A 21,487-nucleotide genomic window follows, 5' to 3' on the forward strand; every position below is an offset into this window, starting at 1 on the left:
ATGTCAAAAGCATATGAACAAGCAGGAGTGAACATTGAGGCTGGCTATGAAGCTGTTAACCGCATGAAGAGTCATGTGGAACGGACAACACGTCTTGGTGTGCAAGGAACATTTGGAGGATTCGGAGGCCAATTCGATTTATCAGCACTTGGCTTAAAAGAACCCGTTTTGATTTCAGGGACAGATGGTGTTGGCACTAAGCTTAAGCTTGCGTTCTTAGCAGATAAGCATGACACGATTGGGATTGACTGCGTAGCGATGTGTGTCAACGACATCGTGGCACAAGGGGCAGAGCCGTTATTTTTCTTGGACTATGTAGCGTTAGGTAAAGCGATTCCAGAAAAGATCGAGCAAATTGTCAAAGGCGTAGCAGACGGATGCGTGGAAGCAGGTGCTGCTTTAATCGGCGGCGAGACTGCTGAAATGCCTGGCCTTTACGAAGAAGACGAGTACGATTTAGCAGGATTTGCAGTCGGTGCTTGCGAAAAATCGGACGTCATTTCAGGTGAAGCCATTGCAGCTGGACAGACACTGATAGGACTTCCTTCTAGTGGGATCCACTCCAATGGGTACTCGCTTGTACGTCATATCTTGTTCTCGCAGCATCAAGTGGAGCTTTCGGATTCCGTTCCATTTGATGAAGAATTAAGTTATGCAGATGTTCTGTTAGAGCCGACGCGAATCTACGCAAAACAAGTAGCCGCAGTCAAACGGCAAGCAAAAATCCAAGGAATGGCTCATGTCACGGGTGGCGGTTTCTACGAAAACTTACCTCGCATGTTGCCAAGTGGCTTAGGAGTCGAGATTCAACTCGGCGCTTGGCCAGTGCCTGAAATTTTTACTCATCTAAAAGAATTAGGTCAGCTTCAAGATAAAGACTTGTACGGTGTGTTCAATATGGGTATTGGGTTTGTCTTGGCGGTCGACGAAAAAGACGTGGAGACCACACTCTCTGCTCTTCACGAAATGGGCGAGCAAGCCTTCGTAATCGGTACCGTGACGGAACAACCAGGCGTTGCATTTACAGGGACGCATGATGGGAGTCTGTCCTCATGACCGTTCGTTTTGCGATATTCGCGTCAGGAAATGGCTCGAATGCACAAGCTCTTTACCAGGCGATTCAAGACGGTAAGCTTCGAGGAGAACTAGTAGGGGTGTTCAGCGATAAGCCGGACGCCTTTGTTCTTGAAAGGGCTGCTTCTTGGGGAGTGCCGATGTTTCATTTGGCTCCAAAGTCGTTCGTATCAAAAGAGGCTTATGAACAAGCGTTGCTTGACCAGTTGCGTAGCTGGCAAGTAGACTTTCTAGTACTTGCGGGATATATGCGTTTGATTGGATCCACGTTACTAAACGCGTTTCCGAACCGCATCGTCAACATCCACCCGTCGTTATTACCTGCGTTTCCGGGGAAAGATGCGATCGGGCAGGCGCTAGAGCATGGAGTCCACGTAACAGGTGTCACAGTACATTTCGTTGATGCAGGAATGGACACGGGTCCAATCCTAGCCCAACGTGCCGTTGAAGTACAAGCTACACGAGAACAAACCGAGGCGTGCATCCACGCTGCGGAACATGAATTATACAGAGAAGCACTAGACCAGCTATGGAATGAGGAGAGAATGAAATGAAACGAGCATTACTCAGTGTGTCAGAGAAAGTAGGAATCGTCGATTTTGCTAAAGAACTCGTCGAACTTGGATATGAACTGTTGTCTACAGGTGGAACGAAAGCGGCTCTTCAAGAAGCTGGCATCCCTGTAACAGCAGTAGGAGACGTTACCGGCTTCCCAGAAATTTTAGAAGGCCGCGTCAAAACACTTCATCCAAAAATTCACGGAGGGTTGTTATCGAAACACGACGATCCTGCGCACTTGGCACAACTTGAAGAGCATGCGATTCAACCAATTCAAGTGGTCTGTGTCAATCTGTATCCATTCCAGTCGACGATCCAGCGTCCAGATGTCACTCCGGAACTGGCAATCGAGAACATCGATATCGGTGGTCCAAGTATGCTTCGTGCCTCTGCGAAAAACCATCAGTATGTGACGGTCGTAACAGATCCGGCAGATTATGCTGTCGTGCTTTCTGAACTACGAGCAGACGGGCAGACAAAACTGACGACACGTCAGCGTCTAGCAGCTAAAGTGTTTCGTCATACAGCCGCTTATGATGCATGGATTGCTGCGTATCTAAGTGATATGGCTGGAGACGAATTCCCAGAATCTCTAACACTGACGTATGAAAAGAAACAAGACCTGCGTTACGGGGAGAATCCACATCAACTCGCTGCTTTCTATCAAAACAAGATGGGCTCTGCATTCTCTATTGCAGCGGCAACTCAGCTTCACGGAAAAGAACTTTCTTATAACAACATCCAAGATGCGAATGCAGCCATTCAACTTGTTAAAGAGTTTGAGCAACCGGCAGCAGTAGCAGTTAAACATATGAACCCATGTGGCGTTGGTGTTGGGTCTACGATTGCTGAAGCTTTCCAAAAGGCGTATGAAGCGGATGAGACGAGCATCTTTGGTGGTATCGTGGCATTGAACCGTGAAGTAGATGCCGCAACTGCGAAAGTATTGGGCGGGATCTTCTTAGAAATCATCATCGCTCCTTCGTTCTCTGAGCAGGCACTTGCCATGCTGACAGCGAAAAAGAACATTCGCTTGCTCACGATTCCTTTCGAAGAAGGCAGTCAAGAAGCATTCAACGTCGTTTCAATTGAAGGCGGACTTCTAGTTCAGTCACCGGATACAGCATCTTTAGCTCATGCTAATGTGGAAGTCGTAACAGATCGAGCGCCTTCTGATGAAGAGTGGGAAGCGTTAGAACTTGGCTGGAACGTAGTGAAACACGTGAAGTCCAATGCCATTGTGGTTGCAAACTCACAAATGACTTTAGGTGTTGGAGCAGGTCAGATGAACCGTGTGGGAGCTGCGAAGATTGCTTTAGATCAAGCAGGTGCGCAGGCGAAAGGTTCCGCTTTAGCGTCCGATGCGTTCTTCCCAATGCCAGATACGGTAGAAGCAGCAGCTGAAGCAGGTATTACGGCAATCATCCAACCAGGAGGTTCTGTCAAAGATCAGGACTCGATCGACAAAGCCAATGAGTTAGGAATCGCAATGGTCTTTACAGGCATTCGTCATTTCAAACACTAGGAGGAAATCGAATGAAAGTACTTGTGATTGGAAGTGGCGGCCGTGAGCACGCCATCGTTCGACAGTTTAAAAAATCACCAAGCGTGACAGAAGTTTTCACTGTACCAGGAAATGACGGCATGCGTAAAGACGCTACTTGTGTGGCACTATCCCAGCTCGATTTTCCAGCACTTGTTGAACTTGTGAAACGCGAAAAAATCAGTTTCACTTTTGTCGGCCCAGAACAGCCACTATCAGAAGGGATTGTAGATTATTTCCAAGCGGAAGGTCTCACCATCTTTGGTCCAACGCAAGCAGCTGCTGAACTAGAAGGCAGCAAAGCTTATGCAAAAGATTTGATGCACCGCTACGAGATTCCAACTGCTTTTTATGAAGTGTTTGATCAAGTGGAGCCAGCTCTTGCCTACATCCATGAGCACGGTGCCCCGATTGTGATCAAAGCAGACGGCTTAGCAGCTGGTAAAGGCGTTGTGGTCGCGATGACTTTAGAAGAAGCCGAAGAAGCGGTCCGCTCGATGCTCGATGGCCAGCGGTTCGGCGACGCTTCAGCTCGCATTGTGATTGAAGAATTTTTAGAAGGTGAAGAGTTTTCGCTTCTTTCGTTCGTTCATGACGGACACATCATTCCGATGCCGATTGCTCAAGACCATAAACGCGCATTCGACGGAGACCAGGGACCGAATACAGGTGGGATGGGCGCGTATTGCCCAGTTCCTCATCTTCCTGAAGGATTGACGCAGCAAGCTCTAGATACCGTAGTCACGAAAACCGTCCAAGCTATGACGGAAGAAGGACGTCCTTTTACGGGTATTCTTTATGCGGGTCTGATTGCGACAACAGAAGGCCCAAAAGTGATTGAATTCAATACGCGATTTGGCGATCCTGAGACGCAAGTCGTGTTGCCAAAGCTGACATCTGATTTTGGAAAGCTCATTGTCGACTTGCTTGAGGGGCAACATCCACAAGCGGAGTGGGATCACCTGCAGCATATCGGTGTCGTAGTCGCAGCAGAAGGCTATCCGGACGAACCGGTCAAAGGACAGTTGCTTCCTGAATTGCATCAACTGAAAGACGTCGATGTATTTCATGCGGGAACTAAATTTGCGGAAGCTGCGGAAGGAGAGCGCTACTATGGGAATGGGGGCCGCTTGATTCTCGTTTCTGCAGCAGCAGCTTCACTACAAGAAGCTGCTGATCATCTCTACGGACAATTAAAAACGATCTCTTGGCCCTCTTGTTTCTATAGAAACGATATCGGCTGGCGTGCAATGAAACATTAACCCGATTTCACCGTCTTCTCTATTGTAGGGAGGGCGGTTTTCCTTTACTTTCACGCTTCACTTTACTAAAGTGCTATGATACACTAGAAAAGAATTGTCTAGAGAGAGGGTGTTACCAGATGCAATACCCGATATGGAAAATAGAAGAGATTCGTCACCAACTTGAGGTGGTGAATGGAGACGGCGCGCCAGATATTTTAATTCAAAACGCGACTTATTTACACAGCCATCTAAAAACATGGGTCACCGGCAACATCTGGATCGTCAAAGACCGGATTGTCTATGCTGGAAAAGAACTACCTGCTTCGACTGAAGGAACAGAAATCGTGGATGCAAGCAATCAAAAGATCGTACCTGGATACATTGAAGCGCACAGCCATCCGTTCCAACTGTATAACCCGGAGACCTTTTCGGACTACGCCGCCCAAACAGGAACAACGATGCTTGTGAGTGACAACCTTCCGCTGTTTTTGACGATGGAAAACAAGAAAGCGTTTTCATTTATGGATAGCTTATGTAAACTTCCATTTTCATTTTACTGGTGGGCTCGTTTCGATTCTCAAACGGAGCTAGAACATGAAGAAGAGTTGTTCTCAACAAAAGCCATTACAGAATGGATTGAACGTCCGGATGTCATTATGGGTGGTGAACTGACTGGGTGGCCACGCTTACTCAGCGGAGACGACCAAATGCTGTACTGGATGCAAAAGGCAAAAGCCAACGGCATGAAAATAGAAGGGCATTTTCCGGGGGCTTCAGAGCGTACATTGACTAAGATGCGTTTACTTGGAGCAGACGGAGACCATGAAGCCATGACAATTGAAGAAGTCGAGAAGCGTATCTTGCACGGCTATGCAGTAACTCTGCGTCACTCTTCAATCCGTCCAGACCTTCCACATCTTTTAAAGCAAATTGTAGAAAAAGACTGGAAGATTTTTGATCATTTGATGATGACAACAGACGGCAGTACGCCTGGCTTCCATAAAGACGGCGTCATGGATAAATGCATTCAAGTTGCTTTAGATGCCGGAGTAAAACCGGTAGATGCTTACTTAATGGCAACCTTTAATCCAGCCAAATACTACAACCTATCCAACCTACATGGCGTCATTGCGACAGGACGTTTGGCGTCGCTCAACTTCCTGCAAGATGAACACACTCCGACACCTGTTAGTGTCCTATCTAAAGGGGTTTGGGTAAAGCGCGATGGAGAGCGGAAGACAACGTTTAGCGGAACTGATTTCTCCATGTTCGACCGGGGGCCACTTGACATTGAACTGGCAGAGACCGATTTTCAATTTTCGATGCCGTTTGGCCTGGAGATGATCAACGACGTCATCATCAAGCCCTATCGTGTCAGTATCGACACGACGCATGATCGATTATCCGATGAACATGACCAGTGTTTCTTAGTGCTCATCGACCGTAATGGAGAGTGGAAGGTAAACACTTTATTGAAAGGCTTCGCTTCCACGTTACAAGGCTTCGCGTCTTCGTACTCCAATATGGGTGATATCTTACTGATAGGAAAAGATAAAAATGAGATGCGCAATGCCTATAAGGCCATTCAGCAGACAGACGGTGGCATCGCCATTAGCCAAGACGGAACGATTGTGTCTCAGATCGAGCTTCCGATTGGAGGCGGTTTGTCACCACTCGTTATGGAAGAGTTAATGGAACAAGAACAGCACTTGAAAAAGACGCTGTCAGAGCTAGGTTTCCATCATGGAGACGCAATTTACACGTTGTTATTTTTACAAGCAACCCATCTTCCTTATGTACGAGTGACGCAACGAGGGATCGTGGACGTAATGAAAAAACAAGTCCTGTTCCCATCTGTGATGCGCTAGGGGGAAAAGCGAATGAAAAAATGGCTTGTGTTCGTTTTAGTGTGTTTGTTCATGCTGACTGGTTGTAAAGACGAGGTGGCAGTGCCGCCTTCAGAACAGCAAGGCACAGGAAGCGAAGGGCAGTCGGAATCGCTTGATTACAAAACGCCTCTATCAGGCCAAGCGATCGCAGTACAGTCTACCGAGCGACCTGTTGTTGTCACCATCAACAACCATCCGCTTGCTAGGCCTCAATCTGGTCTAGAACAAGCAGATGTTGTCATAGAGCTCATTGCGGAAAGTTCCATCACTCGGCTGTTAGCTGTATATCAAATTGAGTTGCCAGAGCGAGTCGGTCCTGTAAGAAGTGCTCGAGATTATTTCATCAATTTGGCAAAGGGGTATCATGCATTTTATGTGGCGCACGGTTACAGCCCGGAGGCGAAACAGATGTTGGATGCAGGCGTCATCGACCATGTGAATGGGATGCAGTATGACGGCACTTACTTCAAACGCTCTTCAGACCGAAAGGCACCGCATAACTCGTATACTTCAGGAGAGGCTATCGAAGCAGCTGCTGAAGAACGAGGTGCTACTTTGACACTTGCTGCAAGTCAGATGCCGAGCTATTCGTTTAGCGAAGACGCACAAGTGGCAGGGTCAGCAACTGAAGTGACGATTCGTTATAGTAATGATGCTAACTTTACCAATGTTTACAGCTATGACGAGACGACAGAACAGTATACACGTTCTTCAGGTACTACTACGACTGTCGATGCAGAGTCCGGAAATCCTTTAGAGCTTTCCAATATCGTAGTGGTAGAAGTGCCTCACCAGACGATTGACAACGAAGGCCGACAAGCCCTAGAGTTAGAAAGCGGCGGAAATGCCTGGCTGTTTCGAGATGGCGGGATGATTCAAGGCACTTGGAAACTAGATAATGGACTCATCCGTCTCTATACAGGCAATCAAGAAATGACTTACAAACCCGGCCAGACGTGGATGTCAATCATCCCAACGGCAAGAGGGTTTCAAAATATGGTAACGTATACCGAGTAAAGGAAGTGATTCGATGCAAGTCGAAAAAATTAGAGGTCATCAGACCGATCAATTATTTAAAGCCGTACTAGAACTCAAAGACATTGAGGAGTGCTATCGCTTCTTTGATGATCTATGTACAATTAGTGAGATCCAGTCGCTTGCACAGCGTTTTGAAGTAGCGCATCTTCTGCGTCTTCAAAAAACGTATGAGACGATCAAAGACCAGACTGGTGCAAGTACAGCCACTATTTCTCGCGTGCGACGTTGCTTCGATTATGGCAATGACACATACGACGAAATGCTTGGCAGATTGTATCCAGACGAACCGTCATTTAAGCCGACGACAAAAGGCCGTCGCTCGTGACCACAAACAGGTTTCCCTTTAGGGTGACCTGTTTTTTTGGTATACTGACACTACATACTAAACTCGACATGGAATCGACCCAGAGTGGGTCGATTTCGGCATGTCTGACTGAAGAAGGTGCACCTCATGCTTACGAACTATACGGAATGGCAACATGTATTTAAACTAGATCCTGCAAAGACATTGACTGATGAACAGCTTGAGCAAATCTGTGAGTCCGGAACGGATGCACTCATCGTTGGTGGCTCCGATAACATCGAACTAGATGATGTGTTAGACCTGCTTATGAAAATCCGCCGTTATGCACTTCCTGTCTGCCTCGAACTGTCTACCCTCGATATGATCACACCTGGATTTGACTATTATTTGATTCCCTCAGTCTTAAACAGCCCAGATACCAAATGGGTCAAAGATTTTCACCATCAAGCGTTAGTGGAGCATGGTGACTTTATGAACTGGGAAGAAGTATTTATGGAAGGCTACTGCGTTCTCAATGCAGACGCTAAAGTGGCTCACGTCACACAAGCAAAGACGGATCTTTCAAAAGACGACGTGATTGCCTATGCGCGCATGGCGGAGCATCTTTTTAGGCTGCCTATCTTTTATCTAGAGTACAGTGGTACCTATGGAGATCCACAAGTGGTGGAAGCGAGCAAAGACGTGCTTCACAACACTCGGCTCTTTTACGGTGGGGGTATTGAAACGCCTGAACAAGCTACGGAAATGGCAAGACATGCTGACACAATCGTTGTCGGAAACAGTCTCTATACGAACCTAAAGCAGGCGCTTGCGACGGTAAAAGCCGTCAAGTCCCTATACGCACAGGAGGAACTATGAAAAGTATTACAAACCAACTACTAGCTGGAATGAACCCAAAACAAGAAGAAGCTGTAAAACATACTGAAGGTCCTTTACTGATCATGGCGGGTGCAGGGTCTGGAAAGACTCGTGTTCTAACACACCGCATTGCGTACTTGATTGTCGAAAAGCAAGTTTACCCGTCCAAAATTTTAGCAATCACTTTTACAAACAAAGCAGCAAAAGAAATGAAGGAGCGGATTGACGGCATCCTCGGAGACGGCTTCGGAGACCAGATGTGGGTCTCTACATTCCACTCCATGTGTGTTCGCATCCTTCGACGTGACGCAGACCGCATCGGCTACTCCAAAAACTTCACGATCCTGGATGGCACCGACCAGTTAAGTGTCGTCAAAGCCATAGTCAAACAAGAAAATATTGATTCAAAAAAATACGAGCCACGAGCCCTACTCGGAATCATAAGTAGTGCCAAAAACCAGCTGAAGTCAGCAGATGACTTTTTAGCTGAAATGAATCCAATGAATCCGTATGAGAAGATTGCGGGACAAGTATATAAAGCCTATGAACGACGCTTGAAGAAAAACCAATCTATGGACTTTGATGACTTGATCATGCGCACAATCGATTTGTTCACACGCGTTCCAGAAGTTCTTGAATTTTATCAAAACAAATTCCATTACATCCATGTGGATGAATACCAAGATACAAACAAAGCCCAGTATCAGCTTGTGGAGATGCTAGCCGAGAAGTTTAAAAACATCTGTGTCGTGGGTGACTCGGATCAGTCTATCTACCGCTGGCGTGGAGCCGATATTGGCAATATTCTATCGTTCGAGAAAGATTATCCGAAGGCAAAAGTCATTATGCTCGAACAGAACTATCGCTCGACTAAACGAATTCTGCAAGCAGCAAACGAAATCATCGGAAACAACAAAAGCCGTTATCCAAAAGTACTGCGTACCGATAACGCAGATGGTGAAAAAGTACAGCTGTACCGAGCGTATAACGAGCAAGAAGAAGCACAGTTTGTGGTCGGTAAGATTCAACAACTGATACAAGACGAAGGCTTTCATTACCATGATTTTGCTATCCTGTACCGGACCAATGCACAGTCACGTGCTATGGAGGAAACGCTCGTCAAGTCGAACATGACCTATAAAATCGTAGGCGGTACGAAGTTCTACGACCGTAAAGAAATTAAGGATTTATTAGCCTATTTACGTCTCATAGCCAACAACGATGATGATATTTCCCTCGCTCGCATCATCAATGAACCAAAACGCAATATAGGTGCGACATCCTTTGAACGCATCGTGACGTATGCTCTGATGCACGACATGACAGTTTTTGAAGCACTAGAAAATGCAACATTGATACCAGGGATGACGGGACGTGGACTAAAGTCTGTTACCGAGTTCTTCACGCTTATTGATCAGCTGACGGCCATGCAAGAATACCTCGCCGTAAGTGAAATTGTGGAAGAAGTAATTGAACGTTCTGGCTACCGCGAGATGTTGCAAAGAGAAAACAGCATTGAGTCGGAAAGTCGCTTAGAAAACATTGAAGAGTTCTTGACGGTTACAAAGGCTTTTGAAGAACGTAGTGACGACAAGACACTCGTTGCGTTTTTAACGGATCTTGCTCTCATTTCAGATATCGATACGCTCGACCAACAACCCGATCAGAGTCAAGGAAGCATCACATTAATGACGCTTCACGCAGCCAAAGGTCTGGAGTTCCCAGTCGTGTTCTTGATCGGAATGGAAGAAAATATCTTCCCACACAGCCGCTCTATAGGCGACGAAGACGAGATGGAAGAAGAACGCCGTCTTGCTTATGTAGGACTTACGCGTGCGGAGCAACGACTTTATTTGAGCTGTGCGCAGACACGCATGATCTTCGGCCGCACAAGCATGAACCAACCGTCCCGATTCATCGGAGAAATCTCTTCAGACGTGATTGAACCAGTGGGAGGAGAACGGGCTAGCCAAGTACATCCTTCCGTTGCAGGGAACCGCTACATCAAACCAAGAAAAGTGGCGCCGTCACACCCTGTATATACAGAGTCAGGTGGCGATAAACTAGAATGGCGCGTCGGCGACAAAGCCTCTCATAAAAAATGGGGAGTCGGTACGGTCGTCAGTGTCCGAGGTGAAGGGGAGAATCGTGAGCTAGATATCGCGTTCCCGAAACCGACAGGTGTCAAGCGACTGCTAGCTAAATTTGCACCGATTGAAAAACAGTAGGAGGAATCATCCATGGAACACGTTGAACAACGTATGAAAGAGTTGCATGACCTACTGCATGAGTACGGCCATGCTTATTATGTACTGGACGAGCCGATTGTATCGGACGCCGTGTATGACCAATATTTACGTGAACTACTGGAGCTGGAAGAACAATATCCATCTCTTATTTTGCCGGATTCTCCTACGCAGCGAGTCGGTGGCAAGCCATTAGAAGGGTTTCAAAAAGTGCGTCACCGCACACCGATGCTAAGTTTGTCTAATGCCTTTTCGACGGAAGACCTAAAGGAATTCGATCGTCGCATTCGCGAACTGGTAGGCGAGGACTTCCGTTACGTCTGCGAATTGAAAATCGATGGCTTGGCAGTAAGTCTACTTTATGAGGATGGGAAACTGGTCCGTGGAGCTACACGTGGGGATGGAACAATTGGGGAAGACATCACAGCGAATATCCGCACGATCCGTTCTATCCCGCTTCGTCTGAAAAAGAATGTAACACTTGAAGTTCGTGGAGAAGCATATATGCCGAAGTCGTCCTTCCAAGCACTCAATGAAGCGCGGAAAGAACAACAGCTCGAGTTGTTTGCCAACCCGCGAAACGCAGCGGCAGGAAGTTTACGTCAACTGGATCCTCAAATTGCAGCGAGCAGACAGCTTTCCGTTTTTATATACGGATTAGGGAATCCTGAAGAACTCGGAATCCAGTCGCATTCAGAGGCACTCGAGTACATGAAAGATCTTGGATTCTCTATGAACCGCGAGACGACGATCTGTGAAACTATTGGCGAGGTTGAGACGTTTATACAAACATGGACGGAAAAGCGCCAAGAGTTGCCTTATGAGATAGACGGTATCGTCATTAAAGTGGATAGATACGATCAACAAGAAGAACTTGGATTTACAGCGAAAAGTCCGCGTTTTGCAACTGCATACAAGTTTCCAGCTGAAGAAGTCGTAACAGAGCTCTTAGATATTGAATGGACGGTAGGCCGTACGGGAGTCGTGACACCGACAGCGATTTTAAAAGCGGTTCAAGTGGCAGGAACTACAGTACGTCGTGCATCTCTTCATAACGTCGACTTAATTCAAGAAAAAGACGTTCGCATCGGAGATACAGTCATTATCCGTAAAGCTGGGGACATCATCCCGGAAGTTGTCTCTGTTATCGATAAAGAACGTAAAGCGGATTCAGAGCCTTATGTGATGCCGACTCACTGCCCTGTATGTGACAGTGACCTTGTGCGTATCGAAGAAGAAGTAGCGCTGCGCTGTGTCAATCCAACGTGCCCTGCCCAGATCACAGAAGGAATACGCCATTTCGCCTCTCGAAATGCCATGAACATTGATGGACTTGGTGAGAAAGTCGTGGAGCAGTTGTTCCAGAACCAGTTGATTCATGACGTCGCGGATCTCTATACATTGACTGTTGAACAACTAATAGAACTAGATAGAATGGGAACCAAGTCTGCAGAAAATCTCGTGAAGGCGATTGCTGTGACAAAAGAAAACTCGTTAGAGAAGCTGTTGTTTGGACTTGGGATTCGTCATATTGGCGAAAAAGCCGCGCGTCTTCTGGCTGAAGAGTTCGGCACATTGGATGCACTGATTGCAGCATCACGAGAACAAGTTACGGCGGTTCATGAAATCGGAGACAAAATGGCAGACTCTCTCGTCACATACTTTGAGCAACCGGAAACGGTGGAACTCATGCACAAACTGAAGAACGCAGGAGTTAACACTTCGTACTTGGGACAACGCATTGATAAAGAAGCTGTTGCCGATCATCCTTTCTTTGGGAAGACAATTGTACTGACTGGAAAACTGGAGCAGATGGGTCGCAATGAGGCAAAAGAGCAGCTACTTGCTAAAGGTGCTAAAGTGTCTGGAAGCGTCAGTAAAAAGACGGATCTCGTCATTGCGGGAGAAGACGCAGGATCAAAGCTTGATAAAGCCACGGAACTTGGGATAGAAGTCTGGACGGAGCAGCAGATGATGGATGCTCTGGCAGATTAGGAAGGAAGAACTTACATGAAGAACTATGTACTAGGACTTGCGGTAGTAGGACTGCTACTGACCGCTTGTACACCTCAACAAGAAACGGAAGTCGTGCAAGACCCTCAAGAATCAGAGGCACGGTCAGTAGTTTTGCCTTCTGTGCGTTTAGATGACAATTACTATTCTACGATTCTCCCTTACGCGGAAAGTAAAAGCCGAGGGTTGGTCGTTTCCAATATGGCAACTAAATATGACATTGTAGAAGTGGAGAAAGGCCTGATGCGCCTCTCTCAAAATGAATACCCAACAGACAAGTATTATTTCCAAGAGGGGCAGTATTTGGACGGATCCACAATCAGCTCTTGGCTAGCTCGCAGCAATCAGACGGAAGATGGATTGAATCCTGATGATCAAGGCTTGGTAGGACGAGAAAAAGCTCAAAAAGCGCCAGTCTACTTGTCACACATCGTGGAACAAAATTATTTAGTGTTAGAAGAAAATACAATGAAGCTTGCTGGAATCTCTATCGGGCTCGCTATGAATTCCATCTATTACTATACGGAAGTGGATTACGGCCCGGTATTTGAACAGCAAATTTCAGATGCAGAAATCACAGAAAATGGCCGTCGCATGGCTCAAGAAATCGTCAGCCGCATGCGTAAAATGCCAGGTCTAGAAGACATCCCGATTACAGTTGGACTGTTCAAACAAAATAGCCGAAATGCGATTGTGCCCGGTACTTACTTTAGCTATGGGGTGTCTACTAGTGGGGCGGAGATTGAAGACTGGATATCGATTAATGAAAAGTATGTGACATTCCCGACTAATGACTCGAGTGAACAATATCGAGACATGGATACGGCGTTCCGTAACTTTAAACAAGACGTAGAAACGTATTTCCCGAACTATACAAGCGTCATTGGAACAGCCTTCTATAAGGACGACTACTTGCAGAAACTAACGATTGATATCCCGATTCAGTTTTTTGGAAAAGCAGAGATTATTGGTTTCACTCAATACGTCTCCGGATTAATCAATGCTCATTTCGTGACGGATCTTCCTGTTGAGATTACGATTACGTCAATCGAAGGCGAGCAGGCTCTCATCAAACGAGATGCCGATCAAGAGGAACCATTCGTTCACATCTACGAGTAGAGTATACTCTGTTCAAGTAAAGCAAAAAATGATATGATGGGCTGTATGATTGAATTTGATGGAGGTGTCCCCCGTGGCAACAATCACAAAAGAAGAAGTGCGTCACGTTGCGCATTTGGCGCGATTGGCGATTACAGAAGAAGAAGTGGAACATTTCACAGAGCAGCTTGCTAAAATTGTTCAATTTGCGGACAAGCTGAATGAATTGGACACGACAAATGTAGAACCAACTACACATGTCCTTCCTTTAGAAAATGTTTTACGTGAAGACAAATCCGTTGCGGGTCTTGACCGCGACCTTATGATGAAGAATGTAAAAGAACAAGAGGCAGGACAAGTAAAAGTCCCTGCCATTATGGAATAGAGAGGCGGACCGAAATGACTTATTTTACGCAGTCAGCAAAACAGCTGCAAGAAAAAATTGCGGCAAAAGAACTTTCTGTTCGTCAAGTAACAGAAGAAGCATTCGCTCGTATTGAAGCAGTAGATGCGGATGTACAAGCATTTTTAGCACTGAATAAAGAAAAAGCATTAGAACAAGCAGATGCTATGGATCAAACACCTCTGGAGGACCGCGGTCCTTTATTTGGGTTGCCGATCGGTGTCAAAGACAACATCGTAACAGAGGGTCTAGAAACAACTTGTGCCAGCAAAATCTTAGAAGGCTTCAACCCAATCTATGATGCAACAGTTGTTCGTAAACTTCGCGATGCAGGATTGATCACTGTTGGAAAAATCAACATGGATGAGTTCGCGATGGGATCTTCGAATGAAAACTCGGCTTATAAAAAAACGAAAAATCCATGGAACTTAGAACACGTGCCTGGTGGTTCTTCAGGGGGCTCTGCAGCTGCTGTAGCGGCAGGCGAAGTTCCTTTTGCACTAGGATCCGATACAGGTGGTTCGATTCGTCAACCGGCTGCTTTTTGTGGTGTTGTAGGAATGAAACCGACATATGGTCGTGTCTCTCGTTTTGGATTAGTGGCATTTGCCTCTTCTCTAGATCAAATCGGACCGATTACTCGTACAGTTGAAGACAACGCATTGTTACTTGAAGCTATTTCGGGTGTCGATGAAATGGATTCCACTTCAGCGAACATAGAGGTTCCAAAATTCTCTGAAGCCATTGGCAAGTCTATTAAAGGACTTCGCATCGGTGTACCTAAAGAGTATATGGGCGAGGGAGTCAGTGAAGAAGTGAAAGCTTCTGTCCTAGAAGCATTGAAAGTATTAGAAGCGCAAGGCGCGGTTTGGGAAGAAGTGTCTCTTCCACACTCTGAGTATGCGTTAGCGACTTACTATCTATTATCTTCTTCTGAAGCGTCTTCGAACTTGGCTCGTTTTGATGGAATTCGTTACGGGTACCGTGCAGAAGAAGCGAAGAACTTGTTAGAGTTATACAAATTAACACGTGCACAAGGCTTTGGTGACGAAGTGAAACGTCGTATTATGCTTGGGACGTATTCTCTAAGTGCCGGGTCTTATGATGCATACTACTTAAAAGCACAAAAAGTGCGTACGTTGATCAAACAAGACTTTGAAAACGTATTTGAAAACTACGATGTCATCGTCGGTCCAACTACACCAACTCCAGCATTTAAAGTAGGAGAAAAAGTAGACGATCCATTGACGATGTATGCGAACGATATTTTAACAATCCCGGTCAACCTAGCTGGAGTACCAGGAATCTCAATTCCTTGTGGATTTGCTGATGGCTTGCCACTAGGTCTTCAAATTATCGGAAAACACTTTGATGAGTCTACAATTTATCAAGTGGCGTCTGCCTATGAGTCGGCGACAGAATTTCACAAACAAACTCCGGCTTTAGGGGAGGTAAAGGCATAATGAACTTTGAAACCATCATTGGACTTGAAGTCCACGTAGAATTAAAAACAGAATCTAAGATGTTCTCCCCGTCACCTGCTCACTTTGGTGCTGAGCCGAACACAAACACACACGTGATTGACCTGGGATACCCTGGTGTCCTTCCTGTCGTCAACAAAACAGCAGTAGAGTGGGGCATGCGTGCAGCAATGGCGTTGAACATGGATATTGCACCAGTCACAAAGTTTGACCGTAAAAACTATTTCTATCCGGACAATCCGAAAGCGTATCAAATTTCTCAGTTTGATAAACCAATCGGTGAAAACGGCTGGATCGAAATCGAAGTAGATGGCAAGACAAAACGTATCGGAATCACACGTCTTCACTTAGAAGAAGATGCTGGGAAACTTTCGCATACCGACCAAGGCTATTCACTTGTCGACTTCAACCGTCAAGGGACACCTCTAGTTGAAATCGTATCCGAGCCAGACATCCGCACACCGGAAGAGGCCTATGCGTATTTAGAAAAACTAAAGTCTATCATCCAGTTTACAGGTGTATCTGACTGTAAGATGGAAGAAGGATCACTTCGTTGTGATGCCAATATTTCTTTACGTCCTTATGGTCAAGAGAAGTTTGGAACAAAAGCAGAACTTAAAAACTTGAACTCATTCAGCTACGTGAAAAAAGGTCTGGAGCATGAGCAGATTCGTCAGGCTGAAGTTTTAAAAACAGGTGGCGAAATCCTTCAAGAGACACGTCGTTATGACGAGTCTACAGGGAAAACGATTTTGATGCGTGTTAAAGAAGGTGCGGACGATTACCGTTACTTCCCAGAGCCGGATCTTGTGAAAATTGTCATTGATGATGCTTGGATGGACCGCGTTCGGGCAGAGCTTCCTGAACTTCCGGATGCTCGTAAAGCGCGTTATGTAAACGAGTTAGGCCTTACAGAGTATGATGCTCGCGTCATGACTCTTACAAAAGAAATGTCCGATTTCTTTGAAGAGACGATTGCTCTTGGTGCGGATACGAAACTATCAACGAACTGGTTGATGGGTGACGTATCTGCATACTTGAATGCAGAGCAAAAAGACTTGAAAGATACGAAACTGACTCCAGCTGGTCTTGCCGGAATGATCAAATTGATCGAAGACGGTACTATCAGCTCGAAGATTGCGAAAAAAGTATTCAAAGAGCTAGTAGAGAACGGTGGTACAGCAGAAGAAGTCGTCAAAGCAAAAGGTCTTGTTCAGATCTCAGACGAAGGCGCACTTCGTGACATTGTCACTCAAACTCTTGATGCGAACCCTCAGTCTATTGAAGACTTCAAAAACGGAAAAGACCGTGCTATCGGTTTCTTAGTCGGTCAAATCATGAAAGCAACAAAAGGCCAGGCGAATCCGCCGATGGTCAACAAGCTGTTGAACGAAGAAATTCAAAAACGCTAAACTACTGGCTCGTCCTACCTTAGGGCGAGCCTTCTTTTGGGAAATTATGCTATGCTAAAAACAAGGAGGGGTTTACCTATGAAAAGTGAACAACAATATTTTGAAGAAGGACGTCCACTTGCCGTTTATATGGACGAGATGACTACCAAAAAAGAGCAATCGTTCCACGTCTATGAAAGCTTTGAAGTGCCAGCAGATGATGAATTCATCAATCGTCTACGCGATGCGGATGTGCACATTTTAGGCATCACAGAAGACTGGTGCGGAGATGCTATGATGAACAACGCTGTGCTACGCAAGATTGCAGAAGCAGCTTCTGTTGATGTACGCGTTGTATTGCGTGATGCAGATACCGAGCTCATTGATCGTTACCTCACAAACGGAGGACGTTCCATTCCAAAATATCTCGTTCTAAATAAAGAGGGAGAAGTTATCGCGACATGGGGACCTCGTGCTGCTCTTGTACAAGACTACGTCATGAATGAAAAAGCAAAGCTTCCTGAGCCGGGTACAGATGGCTTCGAAGAAGCCCAGAAAGCTATATTCCAAGAATTAACGACTCAGTTAGAGACCAATACAGACTTCCATATGGCAACGTATAGCAGTATTCGTGAAGCCTGGTTTGCAAAACTTACTTCATAAGGAACCTGTTGTCGTATTATACTGTCTATAGCAGAGAGAATGTGAAGAAAGAAGGTCCATGCAATGCAGCGTGCACGTATTATTTACAATCCTACTTCGGGAAGAGAGCTATTTAAACGCCACCTTCCGGAAGTGTTAGAAGCAATGGAGCTAGCGGGATACGAAACTTCCTGCCATGCCACTACAGGCGCAGGCGATGCCACAGAAGCTGCCAAGCGCGCAGTGGAGAACGGATTCGATTTGATAGTAGCAGCGGGCGGAGACGGAACATTGAATGAAGTCGTAGCTGGAGTGAGTCTCTATGACAAGCGTCCTAAGCTAGGTTTGATCCCTATGGGAACAACGAATGATTTTGCTCGTGCTCTCCATATTCCCAGAGACATCCAGCAAGCCGTCAATATTATTACAGCGGGACAGTCCGTACCTGTAGACGTTGGCCGTGTGAACGATACCTTCTTTATCAATATTGCTGGTGGAGGCCGAATCACGGAATTGACTTATGAAGTACCAAGCCGTTTGAAGACAGTGCTTGGTCAGCTTGCCTATTATTTAAAAGGCATCGAGATGCTACCATCCATCCGTGCTACAAAACTTCGAATTGAATTTGATGATGAAGTGTTTGAAGAAGAAGCGATGATGTTCTTGATCGGTTTGACAAATTCTGTAGGTGGCTTTGAAAAACTTGCCCCAGATGCCAGCATCAACGATGGTCAATTTACGTTATTAATTTTAAAGAAAGTCAATATGGCGGAATTTATTCGCTTGGCGACCTTGGCAATCCGCGGAGAGCATTTGAATGATCCTCACGTGATTTACCGCAAAGCCTCCAAGATTCGTGTGCTGTCTGAAGAGACGGTATCTCTGAACTTGGACGGTGAGTACGGCGGAACGTTACCTGCCGTGTTCGAAAACTGGGCACGCCATATTGAAATCATGGCACCTGTTGATTTATTACCTGAACAGGACCGTGTAGAACGTGACTAAAACGGACAGCGAAAGCTGCCCGTTTTTTTTTTTACTATTTTGCGTCTTTTCTCAACCTGTCATAACCCTGTAACAAGTTGCTAGAAAACTAGTTCGGTTGATTAGATTAAAGCTACAAGAGTAGGGTAAAATAAAGCCATATAGCACGAACTGTACGTTAGTCTAAACACTACTTGAGGTGAACGAAATGGGAAATGAAGAAGCTGTATTTTTTAGTCGGCTGCTCACGGAAATGACACTCTCGTTCCACATTATTTACGCAACCATCGGCGTTGGAGTGCCTTTAATGATTATGCTGGCACAGTACGTTGGTATCAAGAAAAACGACGAGCACTACATCTTGATGGCACGTCGTTGGGCGCGAGGTTTCGTTATTACAGTAGCCGTTGGGGTTGTGACCGGTACCGCTATCGGATTGCAACTGTCTCTTTTGTGGCCGAACTTTATGGAACTAGCCGGACAAGTGATCGCCTTGCCACTGTTTATGGAAACTTTTGCGTTTTTCTTTGAAGCCATCTTCTTGGGGATTTACCTATATACTTGGGATCGCTTTGAAAATCAGAAGAAGCACTTACTACTACTTGTTCCTGTAGCAGTGGGAGCCGGTATGTCCGCAGTCTTTATCACGATTGTGAATGCGTTCATGAATGCTCCGCAAGGATTCGATATGGTAAACGGAGAACTAGTGAACATCAATCCACTACTTGCGATGTTGAACCCTGCGATGCCAACGAAAGTGGCACACGTTGTGTCAACGGCACTTATGACATCAGCGTTTGTTTTAGCCGCCATCGGAGCTTTCCGTTTGTTAAAAGGCTCGAATCATATCTATCACAAAAAAGCAGTTTACTTGATGGTTAAAGTAGGACTCGTCTTCTCTATTGCGACAGCAATCATTGGAGACTTTTCAGGAAAATACTTGGCAGAATATCAGCCAGAAAAACTAGCTGCTGCAGAGTGGCACTTTGAAACATCTGATAGTGCACCGCTGATTCTGTATGGGGTGTTAGATGATGGGGAAGTAAAATATGCCATTGAAATTCCTTACGCACTCAGTATCTTGGCGCACAACGATCCAACTGCGGAAGTCATTGGTCTTGACCAGTTTCCTGAAGACGAACGACCGCCGCTCTATATTCACTATTTCTTTGACGTCATGGTCACGATTGGAATGTTCATGGTCATGCTTTCAGCCTTCTATGTTGTAGCAAAATGGCGCAAGTGGAAGTTTGCGAATTCTCGCTTTATCCTGTGGCTCATCGTAGCCGGAGGACCACTCAGCTTGATAGCGATTCAAGCGGGTTGGTGGATGACAGAAGTAGGGCGTCAGCCTTGGATCCTGCGCGGTATTATGACTGTAGATGAAGCAGCTACTTCAAGTGGTAGCGTCGATATTATGGTTATTGCCTTCGCGCTATTGTATTTGATCTTGGGTATCGGTAGTGTCGTCGTATTGCGACGCATGTTCCGAAATAACCCAGTAGAAAAAGAGTTAGATAAGATGGAAGCAGAGCGATTGGCAGGTGAATCGAAATGACGTTAACTCTTGAAATCATCGGAATCACGGTATTGTGGTTCTTCTTATTCGGGTATGTCATTGTCGCTTCAATCGATTTCGGATCTGGGTTCTTTAACGCCTATAGTTTACTAACAAATCGCCAACATATTTTAACGAAAATCATCCAGCGCTATTTGTCACCTGTTTGGGAAGTTACCAATGTGTTCCTCGTGTTTTTCTTCGTAGGAATCATCGGGTTCTTTCCGAAGACGGCATTTTACTACGGGACGACGCTGCTCGTCCCGGCGAGTATTGCCATCATCTTGCTGGCCATTCGAGGCTCGTACTATGCATTTGAAACTTACGGATCTCGAGGTCATAAAGGGTATTCATTCATGTACGGTGTCGCAGGATTGTTAATTCCAGCATCACTTTCAGTAGTGCTTACGATTTCTGAAGGTGGCTTTATCGATATGATCGACGGCCAACCGGTCCTCGATTATCAAGAATTGTTTTTAAGTCCACTGACATGGAGTATCGTGGTGCTTGCAATTGCGGCAACCCTTTACATCTCCGCCGTTTTTTTAACTTGGTATGCGCATAAAGCAAAAGATTTAGAAGCTACAAAACTTCTACGCAAATATGCTTTGATTTGGTCGTTACCTACGATGATCACTGCTGCGGGAATCATCGTGGAGTTACGGGCACACAATCCAGAGCATTATGCGAACATTTTAGATGTATGGTGGGCATTCTTGATTTCCGGACTCCTGTTCATCGGAACTGTATATTTACTATGGAAGAAGCGGAACTACGGCTTTGCGTTCTTGTTACTAGTCGGTCAATTCTTCGTCGCATTCTTTGCATATGGCTGGTCGCACCGTCCGTATCTGCTGTATCCGTATTTAACCATTTACGATAGCTTCACAAATGAGGCGATGGCTATTGCGTTAATCATTGCATTCATCGCAGGTCTTGGGTTGCTGTTACCTTCCCTATACTTACTACTTCGTCTGTTCTTGTTCAACAAGGATTACGTAGTCGGGAAAAAAGAAGACAATCACGCTTAGGAGGAATTCTCATGACGAACTTTTTGATTTTCTATGCCCCGTTCATTGTGTTGTTCGGTTCCATTGCTGCCGTCTTCTGGTGGGCTCCAAAAGACGGAATCATTCGAAAAGAAGAGTAGAAACTGCTCCTGC

Annotated in this window: 19 protein-coding genes; all 19 read left to right on the forward strand. The window is 45.8% G+C overall.

Annotation, left to right across the window (positions count from 1 at the left end; translation table 11 throughout):
* The 19 genes from purM (at position 1) to cydS (ending at position 21,474) form a co-directional block, all read left to right on the forward strand.
* Entirely contained in the window at positions 1 to 1,056 is a 1,056-nt protein-coding gene (purM, locus tag CF394_RS14830) for a phosphoribosylformylglycinamidine cyclo-ligase (protein ID WP_094944649.1), read from the forward strand.
* A complete protein-coding gene (gene purN, locus CF394_RS14835; RefSeq protein ID WP_094944651.1) occupies positions 1,053 to 1,628 on the forward strand; it encodes a phosphoribosylglycinamide formyltransferase in 576 nt (191 codons plus the stop codon). Before purM ends, purN begins: the two co-directional genes overlap by 4 nt.
* Entirely contained in the window at positions 1,625 to 3,157 is a 1,533-nt protein-coding gene (gene purH, locus CF394_RS14840) for a bifunctional phosphoribosylaminoimidazolecarboxamide formyltransferase/IMP cyclohydrolase (protein WP_094944653.1), read from the forward strand. The genes purN and purH overlap by 4 nt, the downstream gene beginning before the upstream one ends.
* Positions 3,158 to 3,168: 11 nt before the next feature.
* Complete coding sequence (purD, locus tag CF394_RS14845) at positions 3,169 to 4,437, forward strand: phosphoribosylamine--glycine ligase (RefSeq protein WP_094944654.1); 1,269 nt, start codon at positions 3,169 to 3,171, stop codon at positions 4,435 to 4,437.
* Positions 4,438 to 4,556: 119 nt separating this feature from the next.
* Positions 4,557 to 6,287: an adenine deaminase C-terminal domain-containing protein gene (locus CF394_RS14850; RefSeq protein WP_094944656.1), complete on the forward strand. Its 1,731-nt coding sequence runs from the start codon at positions 4,557 to 4,559 to the stop codon at positions 6,285 to 6,287.
* Positions 6,288 to 6,299: 12 nt separating this feature from the next.
* Positions 6,300 to 7,325: a DUF3048 domain-containing protein gene (locus tag CF394_RS14855; protein WP_094944657.1), complete on the forward strand. Its 1,026-nt coding sequence runs from the start codon at positions 6,300 to 6,302 to the stop codon at positions 7,323 to 7,325.
* A 13-nt stretch (positions 7,326 to 7,338) separates the two neighbouring features.
* Positions 7,339 to 7,671, forward strand: coding sequence for a YerC/YecD family TrpR-related protein (locus CF394_RS14860; RefSeq protein WP_094944658.1), 333 nt, complete (start codon positions 7,339 to 7,341; stop codon positions 7,669 to 7,671).
* A 126-nt stretch (positions 7,672 to 7,797) separates the two neighbouring features.
* Positions 7,798 to 8,508, forward strand: a complete 711-nt coding sequence (pcrB, locus tag CF394_RS14865) for a heptaprenylglyceryl phosphate synthase (RefSeq protein WP_094944660.1) — start codon at positions 7,798 to 7,800, stop codon at positions 8,506 to 8,508.
* Positions 8,505 to 10,736, forward strand: a complete 2,232-nt coding sequence (gene pcrA / locus CF394_RS14870) for a DNA helicase PcrA (RefSeq protein WP_094944662.1) — start codon at positions 8,505 to 8,507, stop codon at positions 10,734 to 10,736. Before pcrB ends, pcrA begins: the two co-directional genes overlap by 4 nt.
* Positions 10,737 to 10,748: 12 nt before the next feature.
* Positions 10,749 to 12,749 (forward strand): NAD-dependent DNA ligase LigA, encoded by a 2,001-nt coding sequence (gene ligA, locus CF394_RS14875; RefSeq protein ID WP_094944664.1) that lies wholly within the window; start codon positions 10,749 to 10,751, stop codon positions 12,747 to 12,749.
* 15 nt (positions 12,750 to 12,764) lie between these two features.
* Positions 12,765 to 13,886 carry a CamS family sex pheromone protein gene (locus tag CF394_RS14880; RefSeq protein ID WP_094944666.1) on the forward strand — a complete coding sequence of 374 codons (1,122 nt, stop codon included), beginning with the start codon at positions 12,765 to 12,767 and terminating at the stop codon, positions 13,884 to 13,886.
* A 73-nt stretch (positions 13,887 to 13,959) separates the two neighbouring features.
* Positions 13,960 to 14,250, forward strand: a complete 291-nt coding sequence (gene gatC, locus CF394_RS14885; protein ID WP_094944668.1) for an Asp-tRNA(Asn)/Glu-tRNA(Gln) amidotransferase subunit GatC — start codon at positions 13,960 to 13,962, stop codon at positions 14,248 to 14,250.
* Positions 14,251 to 14,264: 14 nt separating this feature from the next.
* The gene (gene gatA / locus CF394_RS14890; protein ID WP_094944670.1) at positions 14,265 to 15,731 is read left to right on the forward strand and encodes an Asp-tRNA(Asn)/Glu-tRNA(Gln) amidotransferase subunit GatA; all 1,467 of its coding nucleotides are present in this window, start codon (positions 14,265 to 14,267) and stop codon (positions 15,729 to 15,731) included.
* Entirely contained in the window at positions 15,731 to 17,161 is a 1,431-nt protein-coding gene (gene gatB / locus CF394_RS14895; protein ID WP_094944672.1) for an Asp-tRNA(Asn)/Glu-tRNA(Gln) amidotransferase subunit GatB, read from the forward strand. Before gatA ends, gatB begins: the two co-directional genes overlap by 1 nt.
* 78 nt (positions 17,162 to 17,239) lie before the next feature.
* The gene (locus CF394_RS14900) at positions 17,240 to 17,803 is read left to right on the forward strand and encodes a thioredoxin family protein (protein WP_094944674.1); all 564 of its coding nucleotides are present in this window, start codon (positions 17,240 to 17,242) and stop codon (positions 17,801 to 17,803) included.
* Between the two features lie 63 nt (positions 17,804 to 17,866).
* The gene (locus CF394_RS14905; RefSeq protein ID WP_094944676.1) at positions 17,867 to 18,787 is read left to right on the forward strand and encodes a diacylglycerol kinase; all 921 of its coding nucleotides are present in this window, start codon (positions 17,867 to 17,869) and stop codon (positions 18,785 to 18,787) included.
* Between the two features lie 187 nt (positions 18,788 to 18,974).
* Positions 18,975 to 20,324: a cytochrome ubiquinol oxidase subunit I gene (locus tag CF394_RS14910; RefSeq protein WP_094944678.1), complete on the forward strand. Its 1,350-nt coding sequence runs from the start codon at positions 18,975 to 18,977 to the stop codon at positions 20,322 to 20,324.
* A complete protein-coding gene (locus CF394_RS14915; protein WP_094944680.1) occupies positions 20,321 to 21,355 on the forward strand; it encodes a cytochrome d ubiquinol oxidase subunit II in 1,035 nt (344 codons plus the stop codon). The genes CF394_RS14910 and CF394_RS14915 overlap by 4 nt, the downstream gene beginning before the upstream one ends.
* An 11-nt stretch (positions 21,356 to 21,366) precedes the next feature.
* Positions 21,367 to 21,474 carry a cytochrome bd oxidase small subunit CydS family protein gene (cydS, locus tag CF394_RS16360; protein WP_439332882.1) on the forward strand — a complete coding sequence of 36 codons (108 nt, stop codon included), beginning with the start codon at positions 21,367 to 21,369 and terminating at the stop codon, positions 21,472 to 21,474.
* Positions 21,475 to 21,487 lie beyond the last annotated feature (13 nt).

The organism is Tetzosporium hominis, from assembly GCF_002265435.1.
Taxonomy (GTDB): Bacteria; Bacillota; Bacilli; order Bacillales_A; family Planococcaceae; genus Chryseomicrobium; species Chryseomicrobium hominis.